At 55.5% G+C, this 15798-nt stretch carries 17 protein-coding genes; 5 read left to right on the forward strand and 12 right to left on the reverse strand.

The annotated features are described in order from the left end of the window. Positions 1-24 precede the first annotated feature (24 nt). A complete protein-coding gene (locus HBN98_RS20075) occupies positions 25-540 on the forward strand; it encodes a cupin domain-containing protein (RefSeq protein WP_083369127.1) in 516 nt (171 codons plus the stop codon). A gap of 335 nt (positions 541-875) precedes the next feature. Here the strand turns inward: HBN98_RS20075 and HBN98_RS20080 are convergent, their stop codons facing one another. Next, positions 876-1124 (reverse strand): CsbD family protein, encoded by a 249-nt coding sequence (locus HBN98_RS20080; protein ID WP_083369126.1) that lies wholly within the window; start codon positions 1122-1124, stop codon positions 876-878. Between the two features lie 194 nt (positions 1125-1318). Then, positions 1319-2287, reverse strand: a complete 969-nt coding sequence (locus HBN98_RS20085; RefSeq protein ID WP_064587530.1) for a hypothetical protein — start codon at positions 2285-2287, stop codon at positions 1319-1321. 329 nt (positions 2288-2616) lie between these two features. Between HBN98_RS20085 and HBN98_RS20090 the strand changes: the two genes are divergently transcribed. Next, the gene (locus HBN98_RS20090; RefSeq protein ID WP_083369125.1) at positions 2617-3960 is read left to right on the forward strand and encodes a sensor histidine kinase; all 1344 of its coding nucleotides are present in this window, start codon (positions 2617-2619) and stop codon (positions 3958-3960) included. Here the strand turns inward: HBN98_RS20090 and HBN98_RS20095 are convergent. The 5 genes from HBN98_RS20095 to HBN98_RS20115 form a co-directional block, all read right to left on the reverse strand. Next, positions 3917-4528, reverse strand: a complete 612-nt coding sequence (locus HBN98_RS20095) for a dTMP kinase (protein WP_083369124.1) — start codon at positions 4526-4528, stop codon at positions 3917-3919. The genes HBN98_RS20090 and HBN98_RS20095 overlap by 44 nt on opposite strands. Positions 4529-4808: 280 nt before the next feature. Continuing rightward, positions 4809-5189, reverse strand: coding sequence for a nuclear transport factor 2 family protein (locus HBN98_RS20100; protein WP_083369123.1), 381 nt, complete (start codon positions 5187-5189; stop codon positions 4809-4811). Positions 5190-5237: 48 nt separating this feature from the next. Then, positions 5238-6341: an alkene reductase gene (locus HBN98_RS20105; RefSeq protein WP_083369122.1), complete on the reverse strand. Its 1104-nt coding sequence runs from the start codon at positions 6339-6341 to the stop codon at positions 5238-5240. Between the two features lie 89 nt (positions 6342-6430). Then, a complete protein-coding gene (locus tag HBN98_RS20110) occupies positions 6431-7708 on the reverse strand; it encodes a cation:dicarboxylate symporter family transporter (RefSeq protein ID WP_083369121.1) in 1278 nt (425 codons plus the stop codon). Between the two features lie 113 nt (positions 7709-7821). Further along, positions 7822-8247: a VOC family protein gene (locus HBN98_RS20115; RefSeq protein WP_083369120.1), complete on the reverse strand. Its 426-nt coding sequence runs from the start codon at positions 8245-8247 to the stop codon at positions 7822-7824. Positions 8248-8400: 153 nt separating this feature from the next. On the opposite strand from HBN98_RS20115, the gene HBN98_RS20120 reads away from it, so the two are divergent. After that, positions 8401-9279, forward strand: coding sequence for a LysR family transcriptional regulator (locus HBN98_RS20120; RefSeq protein ID WP_083369119.1), 879 nt, complete (start codon positions 8401-8403; stop codon positions 9277-9279). On the opposite strand, the gene HBN98_RS20125 is transcribed toward HBN98_RS20120, so the two are convergent. The 4 genes from HBN98_RS20125 to HBN98_RS20140 form a co-directional block, all read right to left on the reverse strand. Beyond that, positions 9255-10298, reverse strand: coding sequence for a sensor histidine kinase (locus HBN98_RS20125; protein ID WP_083369118.1), 1044 nt, complete (start codon positions 10296-10298; stop codon positions 9255-9257). The two genes, HBN98_RS20120 and HBN98_RS20125, sit on opposite strands and share 25 nt — an antisense overlap. A gap of 10 nt (positions 10299-10308) precedes the next feature. After that, positions 10309-11769, reverse strand: coding sequence for an ATPase domain-containing protein (locus HBN98_RS20130; RefSeq protein WP_083369117.1), 1461 nt, complete (start codon positions 11767-11769; stop codon positions 10309-10311). Further along, the gene (locus HBN98_RS20135) at positions 11766-12200 is read right to left on the reverse strand and encodes a hypothetical protein (RefSeq protein WP_083369116.1); all 435 of its coding nucleotides are present in this window, start codon (positions 12198-12200) and stop codon (positions 11766-11768) included. Before HBN98_RS20135 ends, HBN98_RS20130 begins: the two co-directional genes overlap by 4 nt. Before the next feature lie 138 nt (positions 12201-12338). Further along, entirely contained in the window at positions 12339-12797 is a 459-nt protein-coding gene (locus tag HBN98_RS20140; protein ID WP_083369445.1) for a winged helix-turn-helix transcriptional regulator, read from the reverse strand. Positions 12798-12933: 136 nt separating this feature from the next. On the opposite strand from HBN98_RS20140, the gene HBN98_RS20145 reads away from it, so the two are divergent. Both HBN98_RS20145 and HBN98_RS20150 read left to right on the forward strand, forming a co-directional pair. Beyond that, complete coding sequence (locus HBN98_RS20145) at positions 12934-14217, forward strand: MFS transporter (RefSeq protein ID WP_083369115.1); 1284 nt, start codon at positions 12934-12936, stop codon at positions 14215-14217. Continuing rightward, entirely contained in the window at positions 14214-15110 is an 897-nt protein-coding gene (locus tag HBN98_RS20150; RefSeq protein ID WP_083369114.1) for an EamA family transporter, read from the forward strand. The genes HBN98_RS20145 and HBN98_RS20150 overlap by 4 nt, the downstream gene beginning before the upstream one ends. Positions 15111-15143: 33 nt before the next feature. Here the strand turns inward: HBN98_RS20150 and HBN98_RS20155 are convergent, their stop codons facing one another. Further along, positions 15144-15728, reverse strand: coding sequence for a TetR/AcrR family transcriptional regulator (locus HBN98_RS20155; protein WP_064587543.1), 585 nt, complete (start codon positions 15726-15728; stop codon positions 15144-15146). Positions 15729-15798 lie beyond the last annotated feature (70 nt).

The following is a 15798-nucleotide window of genomic DNA, read 5'->3' on the forward strand; positions in this document are numbered from 1 at the left end:
ACTGAACATTCAGGGAGAAGGCCCATGTCTCAACGCAAAAACGCTGCAGATGAGCTGATTGCTGCGCTGGGTCTGGAGCCTCACGTCGAAGGTGGCTATTTTCGTCGAACATTTCAGGCAGATCAGCGCGAGATGCTGCAAACAGCGTCAGGTCCACGCTATTTGGTGACGTCGATCTACTATCTGCTGACCGAGCAATCACCGGTGGGTCAGTTTCATTTCAACCATTCCGACATCCTGCATTATTTCCACTTGGGCGATCCCATCGAGTACAGCCTGATCAACGCGGACGGCTCACTGCAGACATTGATCATGGGCAACGATGTGCTTGCAGGACAGCAACTGCAATTACACGTACCAGGCGGAATCTGGAAAGCTTCACGCTTGCTGGACGGCACACATGGTTTCGGTTTGATCAGCGAAGCGGTGTCGCCCGGATTTGATTTCGCTGATATGCAAATGGGCGAACGCCAGAAACTCACGGCGCAATTTCCACAGCATCAAATGCTGATCGAAAAGCTGACGCGAAGTGAGGATTGAGTGGCGTACATTTCTAGGATCGCAGGTATTAGCGCAAGACGTTTGAGAGCGGCTGCTGGAGATTGAAAACGTGCGTGCAACCGGGCTAATCCTGAAACATCTTGTTACGTGTAATGTATATTATGTTAAATCAGATGCCATGTTAAAAATGCTCATGAGGCTCACAAACGTCCACTCTCTCAACGGGCCATGTACGTTGTGTTCATGGTGAACCATTGTATGAAGCTGATTCAGTGCCGTTACGCTTTATGGTCAGCGTGTACCGCTGCTCGTGCAGACCGGAATCTGGCACCAACGAAGGAGGTGTCACCAGGCTGGCGGCACCTCCTAGACATTTAGCGACGAAAAATGCGGTTTATGAGAATCAACGCTGCAGCACCTATTGCGAGTGCGGCAACTGGTTTTTCTTTAACGAAAGTCGATACGTTATCTAGTGCGTCGCCGTAGGTTTTGGTCAGTTGCCCAGCCGCTTGGTGTCCCGCGCCTTCAGCTTCCATCTTCGAATCACCAATCAGTTTTCCGACCGCGCTCTGCGCCTTGCCGGCCAGTTTTTCTGCTACGCCTTCTACCTGTTCACTCTTCATGATTGATAAACCTTCGTGTAAGTGGGGAACTAAGAACCTACCTATCCAAACGACGATGGATTCCCTAACGCAACTTTAGGCGAGAGGGCTCGGTGGTTAGTTCAATTTTGATGAGCTGCGGAGCCGAGCGTTTAGCTCGCCAGTCGAAACAAAAGAGAAGCGGCATCCCTGCCCCCTCCCTTCTCATTTCTATATCAAGCCGTAGGAATGCGACGGTTGGTCAGGGCCATGCGACCAACAAAGAAGCTCAGGGCCGCTCCCAACAACAGCATTGCCAAGGTACTCCATGCCGCGCGGGAAATTTGCTTGGCAGCAATCTCTCCGGCTTCACGTGCCTTTTGCTCAGCTTGTTGTTTCAGCTCTTCGAATTTCTGCATCGCTTGCTGATAGGCCTGAGCGTAGTTGTCAACGATCTGAGTCGCCTCCTCCTTACTCTTACCGGTGCGGGCAGCAACAATGTTTACCAGAGCCTCTTTGTCCGCAGCGTTAAGCGCCGGCTCACCGGAGGCTTTCACACGCTCAAACCACTGCTTCAATTGATCGCCTGCTTGGACAGGATCAGTGGCTGCGTTGGAGGCTGACTGCTTGCCTTCTGCGGCAGCTTGATCAGCTTTTTGCTCCACATTTTCTGGGGCCAATTCTGGTTTTCCACTTTGCTTCAGCAGCGTCTCCAACTCACCCTGAAGGCTGTTCCAATCCAGTTGAACACCTTGTTCGTTCAATTGCCTTTTGACGCTATCACCTATACCAGGTGCGGCAGCTGCGATGCCGGCACCAGCAGTCGACAGACCTTTACCAACAACAGAGCCAGCAGTTCCAACCACGCTTGCAGCTAGGCCAGCCAATAGCCAAGTCGTGAGCAAGGTCGTGACTGTCCAGGTCAGCAAGCCATGCAAACCGCCGCGATCTGGTGCAGTCCTGCCCGAAACGAAAGCTCCGACTCCAATGGCCACCAGAGTCGAAACGAACAACCATATCCCAGCACCAGTGCCGAAACCGCTGAGCGGATTACCCGCTTGCATCGGTGATACTGCGCTTGCACCGATGGCGGTGCCCAAAACGCTAAGCACTACGTACGTCACCAGAGCAATCGCGCTACCGGCCAATACCGAACTCCAAGACACGCGGAATAACGAACGATTGGTTTCATAGACAGTGGTCATACAGACGCCCTTTCTCAGTTATAGAAGCAAGGCTATGTGCCTTATCCACTCTGAGTATGGCGATTAGATATACGTTCGCCTTTAGCTCAAATGGGCCATATGGCCTAATGCATTTGAACTAAAAAACTGCCTGAAATTCGTAGTTTAGGGGAGCGATTCCCCTTATCGACGGCTGCACTGTACGAATGTGCAACCTACTCCGAATGACGCCAGCGAAAGACATTTGGCGCGAAATCCCGATGAATCGAAGTTTTTTTGTCGGACGATCCCTTGCTGTAGGAGCGAGCAAAATAGCATCATCGCCCAACCACCTTGCGATGCGTACTCCGATGCCCCACATTCCTGCCCCCTTTCCTCCAAACGAGGATGAAAGAGCCCTATCGCTGGAGCATCTCGGAGTGCTGGACTCCGCTCCAGAGAAAGAATTTGACGATATCGTCGAGCTCGCGAGCACCCTATGTGACGTCCCCGTCGCGCTGGTTTCCCTGGTGGACAGAGAACGTCAGTGGTTCAAAGCGTGCGTCGGGCTGGACGTGAGGGAGACGCATCGGGATCTGGCGTTTTGCGCCCACGCGATCCTGGCTCCCGCCGATGTGTTGACCGTCGAAGATGCCAGACTCGATCCGCGCTTCGAACACAGTGCACTGGTGCTTGGCCCGCCCTACATTCGTTTCTATGCGGGCGCTCCGATCATTGATGATACGGGGCATGCACTGGGTACGGTGTGCGTGATTGATACCAAGCCGAGAACACTGGCAGCACCACAGCGTACGGCATTGTTGGCGTTGGCGAGACAAACTGCTTCGCTATTGCAATTGCGCCTGCTCAGACATCAACGAGAGCGTCGAGCAGAAATGCTTCAACAAGAACTGGCCCAGGCGAATGCGCTTAATCAAGTGGCCGAGGAGTCACTGCGTCACGCAAAGCGTATCTCTTCATTAGGAATGGTCACGGCCAGTATTGCGCACGACTTCAACAACGTTCTTCAGGCGCTGAGTGCAAGCTTGCAGATGATCCGCTTGCGCGCCAGACGGCCGAAAGACGTAGAGCAATTTAGTGATACCGGGTTGCAGGCGGTCGAACAGGGCCGGCAGTTAGTCAGCCATTTGCTATCGTGTGTTCGACTCGACGGCCCGAACCTGGTGTGCATTGACGTTGATGCTCGACTTGACGCAATGCGCGATGTGTTGTTTCGCACCGCGACCGAAAGTGTCGAGCTGACTTTCGACCTTTCAGCGCCCGACACCGCTGTAATGTGTGAAGAAGTCCAGTTGAATGCGGCTGTGTTGAACCTTCTTACGAATGCCAGGGATGCGCTCGGGCCAGCAGGAAGTATTTGCATTTCAACACGACTGGCTTGGGTTGAGGATGACGTTGCGCTAGCTGGAGGCCATTACGTTGTGCTCAGCGTCTCGGATACTGGGCCGGGTATACCGGGTGACTTCGCGGCTAAAATTTTTGAGCCTTTTTTCACGACAAAGGAAAGAGGAAAAGGTACGGGCTTGGGCTTATCGCAAGTCCGTGAGTTCGCAGAGAACGCTGGGGGCACTGTCTTGGTAGATACTGCTCCCGACAAGGGAACGGTCGTATCTTTGTACTTGAAATCATTGGGTCGAATCGACTCTGCGGTTAACCCAATACCCTATAGATCTCAGAAACCACCTGCATCGTAGCGTCCTCGATTGTTCCCTCATTACGGCACAAAACCCAACCTTGCTCCTTAACCGCTTGCTCGAACATCGCCGTACATGCGACATGCTCTGCGTACTTCTGGATTACGGTTCCGCCCAATCCTCGCGCTCGTGTCGCAGCCCTTGCCCATGAAATATCCGGATCGGTGACGACGCCGACATGCAGGTCCGGCACTCGCACGTCTCGATCCAGGTTCAACTGGAGAATCTCGGCAAACGGGATGGTTTGGCGAAACGCTGCATCAGACGGATACCAGCGATCTATCAGAATAATGCTGTCCAGCGGCTGCTCCGTCAGCACGTTTCGGGAAATCCAGCGACGACTATCAGCCAGGCGCTGGCACACAGCCCATTCCAGATCCTGGGAAGGATTTCTGGCGAGCGTGTTAATCAGGGCCATGGTTTCACCCCTGAAAGGGTCGCTTTTTCTCTCGCAAAGCCGGATGACTTTCTTGTTGCCTGCCCTCAGTGCCTTCGTAACGGCCTCCAACAGTGTGGTTTTGCCGGTGCCCTTGGGCCCATCCAGAGAAACAAACAGCGGACGATTCATTGTTCACATATCGATGGATTTGCGTTTTTCTGCCTCTGTACATTTGCTAGAACCGCTCGGTGCAAGTGCGCGAAAACAGACATGGGCGACCACTCTAACCGCATTTTGGGCCTTCCAATGGCTGAATTCTCACTTCCATGACATGACCCTGTCCTGACCCGACCACCCTCTTCTGCTTGCAAGCCTGGCTGGCGAACGCGCCTACGAGAACTCGGCAACAGGGTTGTCTACTTGCAGTGAAGACGAGGCACCAGGTACCTCGTCAAATGCATTCAGCGGCTTAAGCGCTCGGATGGGTGTGGTAGATCTTGCTGACAATCGTCCACTGACCTTCAACTTTCAGCAGGTTGAAGAAGTCGGTGAAACGGAATCCTGAAACATTGTCGGTATCGACCCGGGCACTGGCTGCCGTGCCTACGATGTCGATGCGAACGATCGCTGCTTGCGCTTCGGGAGACGGGCGGAAAGCGTTATCGATGACGTCGTACAGGTTCTGGATGGCGCCGCCGACGAGCTTGCCTTCGTCGACCCCGAACATGGTGGCCTGCTGGTTGAATGCGGGCTTCATCAAGGCGCTGTCAGCTTTGGCACCACCGTCGTTGTACTGGCTGAGCACGTCGACGATTGCGTTGTATTCTTGAACGTATGTTGGATTGGACATGAGGTTTTTTCCGAGTGATTCAATATTGATGAAAGCAAAGCCTGCCGTTCAGGCGTGTGCGGTTGGCCAGTCGATGTAACCTTTGGCACCGCCGCCGTAGTAACTCTCCCGTGGCGCAACGGTGAGCTCGATCCCGCGACGCAGGCGATCCACGAGGTCGGGGTTGGAAATGAACAAACGACCAAACGCCACCGCATCAATCCGCCCCTGTGCACGACGCTCGAGCGCCATCGTCAGGTCGTAGTTGTTGTTGCCAATGAATGCCCCTTCGAACTGCGCACCCAGTGCGTCCAGATCCACGCCTTGCGGAACCGTGCGGGAGGTCGCCGTGGCGCCTTCGACAAAGTGCAGATAAGCCAGATTGAATTGATTGAGCTGTTGAATCAGGTAACCGTAAGTCGCCATCACATTGCTGTCGGTGGGCGTATTTCCGGCATCGGGTGTGACTGGCGAGAGACGAATACCGACACGATCGCTACCCCAGATCGAAATCACGGCTGCGGTGACTTCCAGCGTCAGTCGAGCCCGGTTCGCGATGGAGTCGCCATAGGCGTCAGTGCGTTGATTGGTGGAATCGCGCAGGAACTGGTCTAGCAGATAGCTGTTGGCGGAATGAACTTCCACACCATCGAAACCGGCTCGCTTGGCATTCTCTGCGGCCAGCTTGTACTGCTCGATGATTCCTGGAATCTCCGAGGTGTCCAGTGCGCGAGGCATCGACACCTCCACGAAGCCTTTCTCGGTGTAAGTGCTGCCTTCAGCCTTGATTGCCGAAGGCGCTACTGGCGCTTGGCCGTCGGGCTGCAGCTCGACACTCGAAAAACGTCCCACGTGCCACAGCTGACTGACGATTTTTCCGCCCGCTGCGTGCACCGCGTCAGTGACTTTTTTCCAGCCAGCTACCTGTTCGTCTGACCAGATACCCGGGGTCATGGCATAGCCACGCCCTTGGGCAGAAATATTCGTCGCTTCCGCGATGATCAAGCCTGCACTGGCACGCTGGGCGTAGTAAGTCGCGTGCATTTCATTGGGTACGCCGTCCTCGGCCATTCGGCTACGTGTGACAGGCGCCATGACAATTCGGTTAGCCAATTGAAGTGCGCCCATTTGCATGGGCGAAAAAAGGTCGGTGTCAGAAGCGTTTGCGGTCATAAACCCTCATTAAATAGACCGGTCGTCTATTAAAAGTTTAAAAAAAGACGCCCCTCTGTCAGCAGGCGTTTACTGGTGTTCATGCTGTTTCAACGTTGCACTGGGTCACACACGTGATTGTCTGTTTGACCCGTTCGAGAAGGTTCCAGCGCGACCTTCTCCCACTTGGCGATAACCAGCGGTGCAATGGCGTTGCCCAGTACATTAAGCGTGGTGGTGCCGCTGTCGATGATCCTGAAGATACCGGCAATCAATGCCACACCTTCCAATGGCAGACCGGCAGAGGCCAAGGTGGCTGACAAGATCACGATTGCAAACCCAGGCACACCCGCGGCGCCTTTCGAGGTCAGTACCATCGTCACTACCAAGAGAATCTGCTGTGACAGCGACAGGTCGATCCCATAGAGTTGCGCCACGAAGATGGTCGCCACGCCGAGAAAAATCGATGCGCCATCGAGATTGAACGCATAACCCACGGGCACCACGAAACTGACGATTCGCCGCGGTACACCGTAGCTCTCCAGGCGCGTCATCAACTGCGGCATGACGGCGGCTGATGCGGCACTCGAAAATGCCAGAATCAACTCATTGCGAAAGTAGCGGATCAACTTGAAGATGTTTTCGCCCATCAAGTAACAAATACCGCCGAGTATCACCAACGCAAAAACAATCAACGCCAGATAAACCACTCCGATCAACTTGAGCAACGGCAGCAACGAGGCGAAACCGAACGTCGCCACGGTCGCACCAATCATCCCAAATACACCGATCGGCGCGTAAGCCATGACGATTGAGACGACCTTGAACATCGCATCGGAAAGGCTCTGAACCAGCGCGATAAAAGGCGCGCTTTTGTCCTTCGGCAAAGCGTTCAATGCCAGGCCTAACAACACGGCGAAAAACAGCACGGAGAGCAACTTCGCCTCTGACATGGCAACCAACACATTGTCAGGGACGATGTTCTGCAAGATAACCAATGCACCTTTGGACGGTTCCAGAGTGATCGCTGCAGTGCCGTGCGAAATACCGGAAATGTCGGTGCCCCTACCCGGCTCGAAAACGTTGGCGAAACACAAGCCGATGACGATGGCCAACGCCGTAATCGCAAAAAAATAGCCCAGCGACTTCATCCCCATACGGCCAAACGACTTGTTATCGCCACCGCCCGCGATACCCAAAATCATGCAACAGAACACGATCGGAACAACCACCATCTTCATCATCTTGATAAAGATGTCACCGAGCGGTTTGAGGATCTCCGCACTCACCCATGTCTGATAGTGCGGATGCGTATTGAAGTACCAACCCACAAGCACGCCAAGCAACAGCCCGGCAACGATTTGCCACACCAAGGGAATACGTTTCATGTCTAGCCTTCTTGTTGGAATGAAAGGTCTGCGTCTATTCGCAGCTGCTAGAGTCATGAGCTTCCAGCTCACTTGAGATCAAATGGCACAACGCGGTTGTGCCATGGGTGTTGTTACTTGGCGAAGAGCTGGCTCATATCCTTGAAAGCCTTGAACTCAAGAGCGTTGCCGCACGGATCAAAGAGAAACATGGTGGCTTGCTCGCCCACTTGGCCTTTGAATCGAATGTACGGTTCAATCACGAATTCGGTACCAAACGCCTTCAGCCGCTCGGCCAGTGCCTCCCACTGGTCCCAACCTAAAATGATCCCGAAGTGCGGAACCGGAACATCGTGCCCGTCGACCGGGTTGCTATGGACGCTTTCTTGCGAAGCGGTTTTTGGGTGTTCGTGAATCACCAGTTGGTGACCATAAAAATCGAAATCGACCCATTGCGTGCTGGAGCGCCCTTCTTCAAGACCGAAGACTTCACCGTAAAAGGCGCGCGCTGCAGCCAGGTCATAAACAGGGATCGCGAGGTGGAATGGCGAGAGGCTCATCAGAACTCCAAATATTTTTTGTTGGTGGGCGACATTTCCACCGTCATTGGCTCTTTGGATTCAGCCGTTGCCGGGGATGGGAAACATCCTAGGACGGAAAACCAAACATAAAAATCAATATATATTTCTTAGAAACACAATTAATATTTATGAATGATCAAAGAATTGAAGACACTCATTGCCGTGGCGCGGGAAGGCACATTCGCCGCGGCCGGCAACAAGATCGGCCTGACTCAGGCCGCCGTGAGCGCGCAAATCCAGCGCCTGGAAACCGAGCTCGGCTTTGAAATTTTCGACAGGAAAGGACGTTCAGCCCATCTCAATAAGATGGGTCATCAGATACTTCTGCAGGCGCAGGAGCTGCTCAGGCTTTACGACAATCTTGGTTCCACTACGCTGGGCCTGCCTCCCAGCGTGCTGGTCACCATCGGTGCGATCGCCTCCGTGCAACGTTCCTATTTGCCTGATGCGCTGGCGAAGTTTCACCAGCAGTGTCCGCAGTGCCGCACACGTGTCATCCCCGGGCTTTCAATGGAGATGGTCAACCTCGTAGACGCCGGCGAAATCGACATGGCCGTCATCATTCGCCCACCCTTCTCCCTCCAAAGTGACCTGCGCTGGACGACGCTGGCCCTGGAACCCTACCGACTGATCGTGCCACGTGCCCTGGAGGGAGAGGACTGGTCGGAACTGCTGTCCACCCAGCCATTCATTCGCTATGACCGATCATCCTTCGGCGGCAGGCAGGTCGATCGTTTCCTGCGGCAGATGCATTTCACCTTGCAGGAGGTTTGCGAACTGGATGAACTGGAGGCCATCATCAAGCTGGTTGAAAAAGGTGTAGGCATCGCGCTGGTGCCACAGACAGAACCCCATCAGGAATGGCCCGCCGGTGTACGAGCGATCGATTTGGGACAACACACCTTCCACCGGGATATCGGGCTGGTACATCGGTCTCGACAGAGTCTGACGGAGCCTGTGCGAATTTTGGCGCAGCTTATAAGTGATCAGGTAGCAGCCGTTTCGGCATGATTGGCCAGGGGCAGTCTCATGACAAACTCGCTGCCCTTCCCTTCACCTGCACTAGTACCCACTACCGTCCCGCCGTGAGCCTCGATCAACTCACGCACGACCGTCAGGCCAATCCCCAGGCCCGCTCCGTTGAAGCCTACTGCATGAACATCCTGAACAAAGGGCTCGAAAATGAACGGCAGTGCGTTGGGCGTTATACCGATACCGGTATCGCGAATACGTATTTCCAGATGCTCTGACTCAATCGTCGCAGTGAGGCAAACCGAACCCTGTGCAGGTGTATATTTGGCGGCGTTGCCCAGTAGATTGCCAAGGATTTGAGTGAGGCGCGCAGGATCGCCATTAACTATCAAGGCGCATTCCGGCAGATCCGAGCTGAAACTTAAACTGTTAGCGATCATGACCGAGGTGCAGGCCTCTATCGCCTCATGAATGATCTGAGCCATATCGACACGCTGGCAATCAAGACGAAACTTGCCGGTGCTGGCGCGGGCAATATCGAGCAAGTCTTCAACCAAGCGGGACATCTGCTTGACCTGACCCTCGATCAACATCTGCATGCGCGGCAACTCTTCACTCGGCACCCGTACGAGCCTGCCAGCAATCATGCTAATGGGCGTCAGTGGGTTGCGAAGTTCGTGCGCTACAAGATTGAGGAAGTTGCGCTGATTCTCCAGCGCGTGTTCAGCGGCGGCTTGTAGATCTTGTGCACTCAATGCAGCGATGACCAATTGCTCGTTGGCCTCGCGCATCTCAAAGTACATTTTCTGCTCTTCCTGAGCGATTTGCGGAGTTTGCGCATCCGACTGCGCAGAAAGAATTGCCAATACCAACTGCTGGTTTGCCTCGATCAGTTGCTCGACCTGCAGACTATCGACGAGGTGGCTGTTGGCCTGGTTGAGCTTTTTATGCACCGCTGCGAGCACCGCCCGCGCCGCGACTGTTTTCTGGCCGATAAGGAACAGTTCGCGTGCTGCAGTCGCTATGGCTTGGTCATTCTTGCCGTCGGCCTCGCTCATGATATGTCGCTCATCCTTCGAATGTGACCGTACGCTGTTGGGTGGGTCGTCCCCCTAACAGCCCTTCCCTGTCCGGCAACATTTCGCCGACCTGCAAGCCATCATCGTCTATCTGGTACAGCCGCAGTTCATCAGAATGAGCGCTGGCCCGTACCTTGACCACGGCCATGATTCGCAACAAACGGCTTTCCACCTCAATGTAGCGCTGAACGATGATGGCGTCAGTGAGAAATGCCGTGCCGTAAGGACTGAAACGCAGGTCGGTGTAGCGGTCTTCCAGCTCGGAGGTCATCAATACGCTGACCCCTGCGCTGGTGAGAGCCGTCACCATGCGCGACAGCGACTCACGGAAGTCTTCACGAAATGTCGGGGCCAGCGCCAGTTCGAAACCTGACAGGGAGTCAATCACGACGCGTGTGGCGCTCAACCGGGTGATCTCGCTCAACAATAACTGGACGATTTCGTCGATGGACAAGTCGGGCGCGCGGCTGTCCACAAGCCCCACTTGTCCGCTCTGAATCAGTCCTGCGAGTGTGGCGTTCTGGGAGTGATTGGGACGTTGCTCAAATACCGCGATCACGCCAGTCTCGCCATTACGCGCGCCTTCAGCGAGGAACGTTGCGGCGAGAATGCTTTTGCCTGAACCCGAGGGGCCGGCCACCAGCAGGGAATAACCGCGAGGCAAGCCGCCGCCGAGCATCTCGTCGAGCCGTGGCACGCCCATTTTCAGACGCTGAATCGGGAACGTCAGAGGCGCTTCAAACGGGTTGAGTGGGGCCGGCGCAAAGACTTTGATGCCTGACGTGGCGATGCGGAAGGTATGCAGCCCCGGCAGCGTCGGTTGGCCGCGCATCTTCATGATTTCCATCTTGCGCACCATGGAGTTGCGCTGAACGCTCTGACGCAACCAGATCAGGCCATCGGCCACGGTGAAAATCGGATTGGTGTCGGTTTCGCTGAAGTACTCGCCAATCAGGAAGGTGGTTGCCTGCCAAGTGGTCATCAGCATGCCCAGTTGCTGAACGAACTGCGGCAGATTGTTGTTCGGGTTGTCCTGCGTCTGGCTGGCCAGCACCACTGAACGAAACGAGTCGACGAACACCAGCGCCGGAGAATATGCCTCTACTTCAGCGACGATGCGGCGTAGCACTTCATCCAGATCCCCCGCCAGGGTGTCACTGGCCAGGTTGATGTAGCGGACCGAGTGATTGATGGCGTTATCGTCGAAAAAGTCGAATTGCTGTTGGTAACGCAGCATCTTCAACGGTGGTTCGCCGAGCACGGTAAAGAACAGTGCCGGGCGCTCCGGGGTTGCCAAGGCGAACATCATTTGATGCGCCAGGGTGGTTTTGCCACAGCCAGGCGGGCCGGCGATGAGGTTGAACGAGAACTCCGGCAATCCTCCACCCAGCACCTCGTCCAGTCCTGGCACCCCGGTGGCCAGACGGTTGATAGTCACTTTGGTGTTCATGGCGAGTTTTCCTGCGCAGATGTGTCGCTCAAATAAGGTTTCCACACGTCGTGAAGCAAGCGTGAGGTGAGCGAGAGCCCGATCAGCGAAGCAAGCAGATCGTAAAAGGTGGTGAGCATCACTTCACCAAAATACAAGGCGTCTGCTTCGCTTTCTGTAGCGAGTTGAGAATCAAGAACGTTGAGATCCAGCGAGGCTTGCACGCGATCAGATATGTGGGCCACACGCGGGTGCCGTGAAGCACATAGCTGAAGACTGCGCCGATACAGCGCGGCGACCCCTTGCGGACCAATGATCGGGGTAAGGGCTGCTTCCATAGCCTGCAAGAACGAGACAATGACTTGCGCGATCCTTGCAGAATCAGCATTCGGGCCAACCCGTTGCGCCAGAGCAGCTATGATCTGGCGGCTCTCTTCGTTTAGCGCGGACATGGCTAACTGATTTCTGATGGGCAGAACTTGATAGTACACCCGATCACGAATCGCCGAGCCCTAATACGAGGAAGAATTGCTTCGCGTGCAGTGGCGATCGGCCGCTTTCAGGCAAAATCGGGCAAGGCTGCTGTCTATTCACGACGCGCCGTCAACCCGTCTCACTCTGTGGCAGTCAGACGGCCCAAGTTTCTGACCGCTTGATGAGCGAACTTCTATCGGCATCAAAGGCTGGCCGGACGCGTTGTCCAGCAGCACCGAACGCGTCTCCTGCGGCTCGAACAGGAAACGTTCGCCCCACTGCCGCAGACTGATCACAATCGGAAAGATCTCCCGTCCTTTTTCCGTCAGCACGTACTCCTTGTAAGCGCTGCCATCCGACGCCGGGCGAACGTCGAAAACCCCAACCTCAACCAGCGCCTTCAGTCGCGATGCCAGAATATTTTTGGCCACGCCCAAGTTCTTCTGAAATTCGCTGAATCGGCGGATGTCGTCAAAAGCGTCGCGGATGATCATCAGTGACCATCGATCCCCGATGGCCTCCAGTGTTCTGGCTACCGGGCATTCACTGCTGTGTGGTGAGGTGTCTTCCACCATCTTTTTGACCTCGCTGAATATCAGTTGCCGAGTCCGTCGAGCAGACCGGCAGGATGTGGTTGCAATTTGAAACTGATCACAGTGATAATCGAATCCAGTTCTAAATTGAAACCAGTTTAACGCCATGGAGGTGTACATGACAGCAGGTGCCGACTCAGCCACGAAAAGACGCTCCAGACAGCTTTCGGGATTGCTGCATTCGGCTACCGAAGAAAGCAGCAGGAACGAGCGGGTTCGAGGGCTTTCCCCGTCGCTCACGTGGTTGTTTTCTGTCACCTGCGCGTTGGCAGTCGCCAACGTTTATTTCGCGCAACCGTTACTCGATTCAATGGCTCAGAGCCTGGGCGTCGCCTCATCAATGATCGGAGTTGTCGTGACCGCGACTCAGGTGGGTTACGCGTTGGGGTTGCTGTTCATCGTCCCACTGGGCGATCTGGTCAACCGCAAACGGCTGATTCTGACGCAGGTGCTGCTGTCGGCGGTCGCACTCACGGCGGTCGGCGCGGCACAGCAATGGTTGGCCCTGCTGGGGGCCATGATCGTAGTGGGCTTACTGGCAGTGGTTGTTCAGGTACTGGTGGCATACGCCGCTGCGTTGGCAACGCCATCACAACGCGGGCATGCCGTGGGGACGGTCACCAGTGGAATTGTCCTGGGCATTCTTCTGGCGCGGTTTACCTCTGGTCTGATTGCCGACATCGCAGGCTGGCGCGCCGTTTACTTCGTGTCATCTGGGTTGATGCTGAGCATCGGCGCCGTGCTGTGGAAGGTGATTCCTGTCACGGCGGCGCCAAGGCACCAAGACTCCTACTTGGCGCTCATACGTTCACTTTTCAAACTGTTCATCACCGAACGCACGTTACGCAACAGAGGCCTGCTGGCCTTACTGATCTTTGCCGCCTTTTCTGTGCTGTGGACATCCATGGTGCTGCCGTTGAGCGCCCCGCCGCTGTCGCTTTCACACACAGCCATCGGCATGTTTGGATTGGCCGGCGTCGCCGGTGCTCTGGCTGCCCGTGGAGCCGGTCGCTGGGCCGATCAAGGCTTGGGACAACGCGTTACCGGCATTTCGCTGGGGCTCCTGACACTGTCCTGGTTGCCCATCACGTTTGCCGAGACGTCCCTGATCGCACTGGTCTGCGGCGTAGTCCTGCTCGACTTCGCGGTGCAAGCAGTACACGTCACCAACCAAAGCCTCATTTTTGCAGCACGACCCGACGCGCAAAGTCGCATGGTCGGCGCGTACATGTGCTTTTACTCGGTTGGTAGCGCGCTGGGCGCCGCGGCCGCAACCCAGGTTTATGCGCTATGGGGCTGGAAGGCAGTCAGCCTGCTGGGCGCCTTGATCAGCGCTACGGCTCTTGTTCTGTGGTTTCTCACATTGCATTTCTCAACGACCCATCAAGGACGATCAGCATGAAAGCCAGGCACCTACTACTCGCAATCGCGATCACGGCCATATGGGGTGCGAATTTCTCGGTTATCAAGCTGGGGCTCACCAGCGTCGACCCGTTCATTCTTGCCGGCATTCGCTTCACACTTTGCGCGCTCCCGGCGATCTTTTTCATTCCGAAACCTGATGTGCCGTGGCGCTACATCATGGGTTACGGCCTGGTTTTCGGTATCGGACTCTGGGGCGTGGTCAACCTTGGCATCCAGTCGGGTCTTTCCGCAGGCATCGCTTCGCTGGTGCTTCAGTTCAGCGCGTTTTTCACCATCCTGCTGGGGTCCTGGCTATTCAAGGAATCCATTTCCCGCTTTCAGTACGCGGGCATGGGGCTCGCGCTGTGTGGTTTGCTGAGCATCGTCTCCATCGTTGATGGGACAGTCACGACGGCCGGGCTGACCCTGGTGCTGTTGGGGGCGGTTGCCTGGAGTGCGGCCAACGTGATCAACAAAAAAGCCAAGACCACGCAGGTTTTCGCGTTCCTGGTGTGGTCGAGCGCGTTTTCGCCCATCCCTCTTTTCGCGCTTGATTACGCTGTTAACGGCTCGACGGGGTACAGCGCATTGGTGAATCAAATCGACTACCGCGCCGTCCTGTCGATCCTGTTCCAGGTCTACCCCAACACACTGTTCGGCTATTGGGTGTGGAATTCACTTTTGAAGCGATACCCAGTGTCTACCGTCGCGCCATTGTCGTTGTTGGTGCCGGTATTCGGCCTGATTGGTTCAGCAATGATCTTCAATGAGACCCTGTCACTTAACAAAATCATTGCAGTTGTTCTGATCGTGTCGGGTCTTGGTGTCGGGTTATATGGACAGCGCGTCGTCAGTGCGTTGCTCAAGCGAACTGACCGATGCCCGTCGTGACGTGACAGCAGGCGCTGGCAACGCCAGCGCAACTCAGTGCTCCAGCAGCCGCTCGGTCATTGCCATCGATGTCTGCAACGATTGCCCCGTTCGCTGCAGTTTGTTCAACAAGCTGGCCCCCAACCAGAGCTGATAAAGGGTCTCGGCCAGTTGGCGAGCATCGGTCTTCGGCAAACTTTTATCCTGTTGCCCTTCTTCCAGGCACGTCGTGATGCGCGCAACGATGCGTTCGGCGCCGTCACGCAAGGTGAGGCGCATCGATTCGGAGAGGTCGGCAACTTCCGCGCTCAACTTCACCACCAGGCATTCATCGCCATGGCCTTCCACGGTGCAGCGGTTCTGCCAGCCCTGCCAGTAATCCATCAGCCGCTCATAGGCGCTGAGGCCGGGCAGCGTCAGGCGGCGCTCCATGTCCGCGAGGTAGCCGACAAAGTAATCCTCGAGCAGCGCCTGGCCATAGAGCTCCTTGGATTTGAAGTAGTGATAGAACGAGCCCTTGGGCACACCGGCGGTCTGCAGGATCTCGCTCAGGCCAACGCTGGTGAAGCCCTTCTCGGCCATCATCCGGTGGCCGGTATCGAGCAGGTGTTGGCGGGTATCGTCGTAGGTCGGTTTCATGGGGCGCAAAATACCAAACAATAGACCAGTCGTATATTTCTGATGGACAGGAGTTTGCCACAGCGAGCAC

The sequence above is a fragment of the Pseudomonas koreensis genome (genome assembly GCF_012986595.1).
In the GTDB taxonomy this organism is placed as follows: Bacteria; Pseudomonadota; Gammaproteobacteria; order Pseudomonadales; family Pseudomonadaceae; genus Aquipseudomonas; species Aquipseudomonas koreensis.

Bases quoted from the DNA above. Each gene is read 5' to 3' on its own strand.
- HBN98_RS20075 (WP_083369127.1), top strand. From the start codon at position 25: ATGTCTCAACGCAAAAACGCTGCAGATGAGCTGATTGCTGCGCTGGGT.
- HBN98_RS20080 (WP_083369126.1), bottom strand. From the start codon at position 1,124: ATGAAGAGTGAACAGGTAGAAGGCGTAGCAGAAAAACTGGCCGGCAAG.
- HBN98_RS20085 (WP_064587530.1), bottom strand. From the start codon at position 2,287: ATGACCACTGTCTATGAAACCAATCGTTCGTTATTCCGCGTGTCTTGG.
- HBN98_RS20090 (WP_083369125.1), top strand. From the start codon at position 2,617: ATGCCCCACATTCCTGCCCCCTTTCCTCCAAACGAGGATGAAAGAGCC.
- HBN98_RS20095 (WP_083369124.1), bottom strand. From the start codon at position 4,528: ATGAATCGTCCGCTGTTTGTTTCTCTGGATGGGCCCAAGGGCACCGGC.
- HBN98_RS20100 (WP_083369123.1), bottom strand. From the start codon at position 5,189: ATGTCCAATCCAACATACGTTCAAGAATACAACGCAATCGTCGACGTG.
- HBN98_RS20105 (WP_083369122.1), bottom strand. From the start codon at position 6,341: ATGACCGCAAACGCTTCTGACACCGACCTTTTTTCGCCCATGCAAATG.
- HBN98_RS20110 (WP_083369121.1), bottom strand. From the start codon at position 7,708: ATGAAACGTATTCCCTTGGTGTGGCAAATCGTTGCCGGGCTGTTGCTT.
- HBN98_RS20115 (WP_083369120.1), bottom strand. From the start codon at position 8,247: ATGAGCCTCTCGCCATTCCACCTCGCGATCCCTGTTTATGACCTGGCT.
- HBN98_RS20120 (WP_083369119.1), top strand. From the start codon at position 8,401: ATGATCAAAGAATTGAAGACACTCATTGCCGTGGCGCGGGAAGGCACA.
- HBN98_RS20125 (WP_083369118.1), bottom strand. From the start codon at position 10,298: ATGAGCGAGGCCGACGGCAAGAATGACCAAGCCATAGCGACTGCAGCA.
- HBN98_RS20130 (WP_083369117.1), bottom strand. From the start codon at position 11,769: ATGAACACCAAAGTGACTATCAACCGTCTGGCCACCGGGGTGCCAGGA.
- HBN98_RS20135 (WP_083369116.1), bottom strand. From the start codon at position 12,200: ATGTCCGCGCTAAACGAAGAGAGCCGCCAGATCATAGCTGCTCTGGCG.
- HBN98_RS20140 (WP_083369445.1), bottom strand. From the start codon at position 12,797: ATGGTGGAAGACACCTCACCACACAGCAGTGAATGCCCGGTAGCCAGA.
- HBN98_RS20145 (WP_083369115.1), top strand. From the start codon at position 12,934: ATGACAGCAGGTGCCGACTCAGCCACGAAAAGACGCTCCAGACAGCTT.
- HBN98_RS20150 (WP_083369114.1), top strand. From the start codon at position 14,214: ATGAAAGCCAGGCACCTACTACTCGCAATCGCGATCACGGCCATATGG.
- HBN98_RS20155 (WP_064587543.1), bottom strand. From the start codon at position 15,728: ATGAAACCGACCTACGACGATACCCGCCAACACCTGCTCGATACCGGC.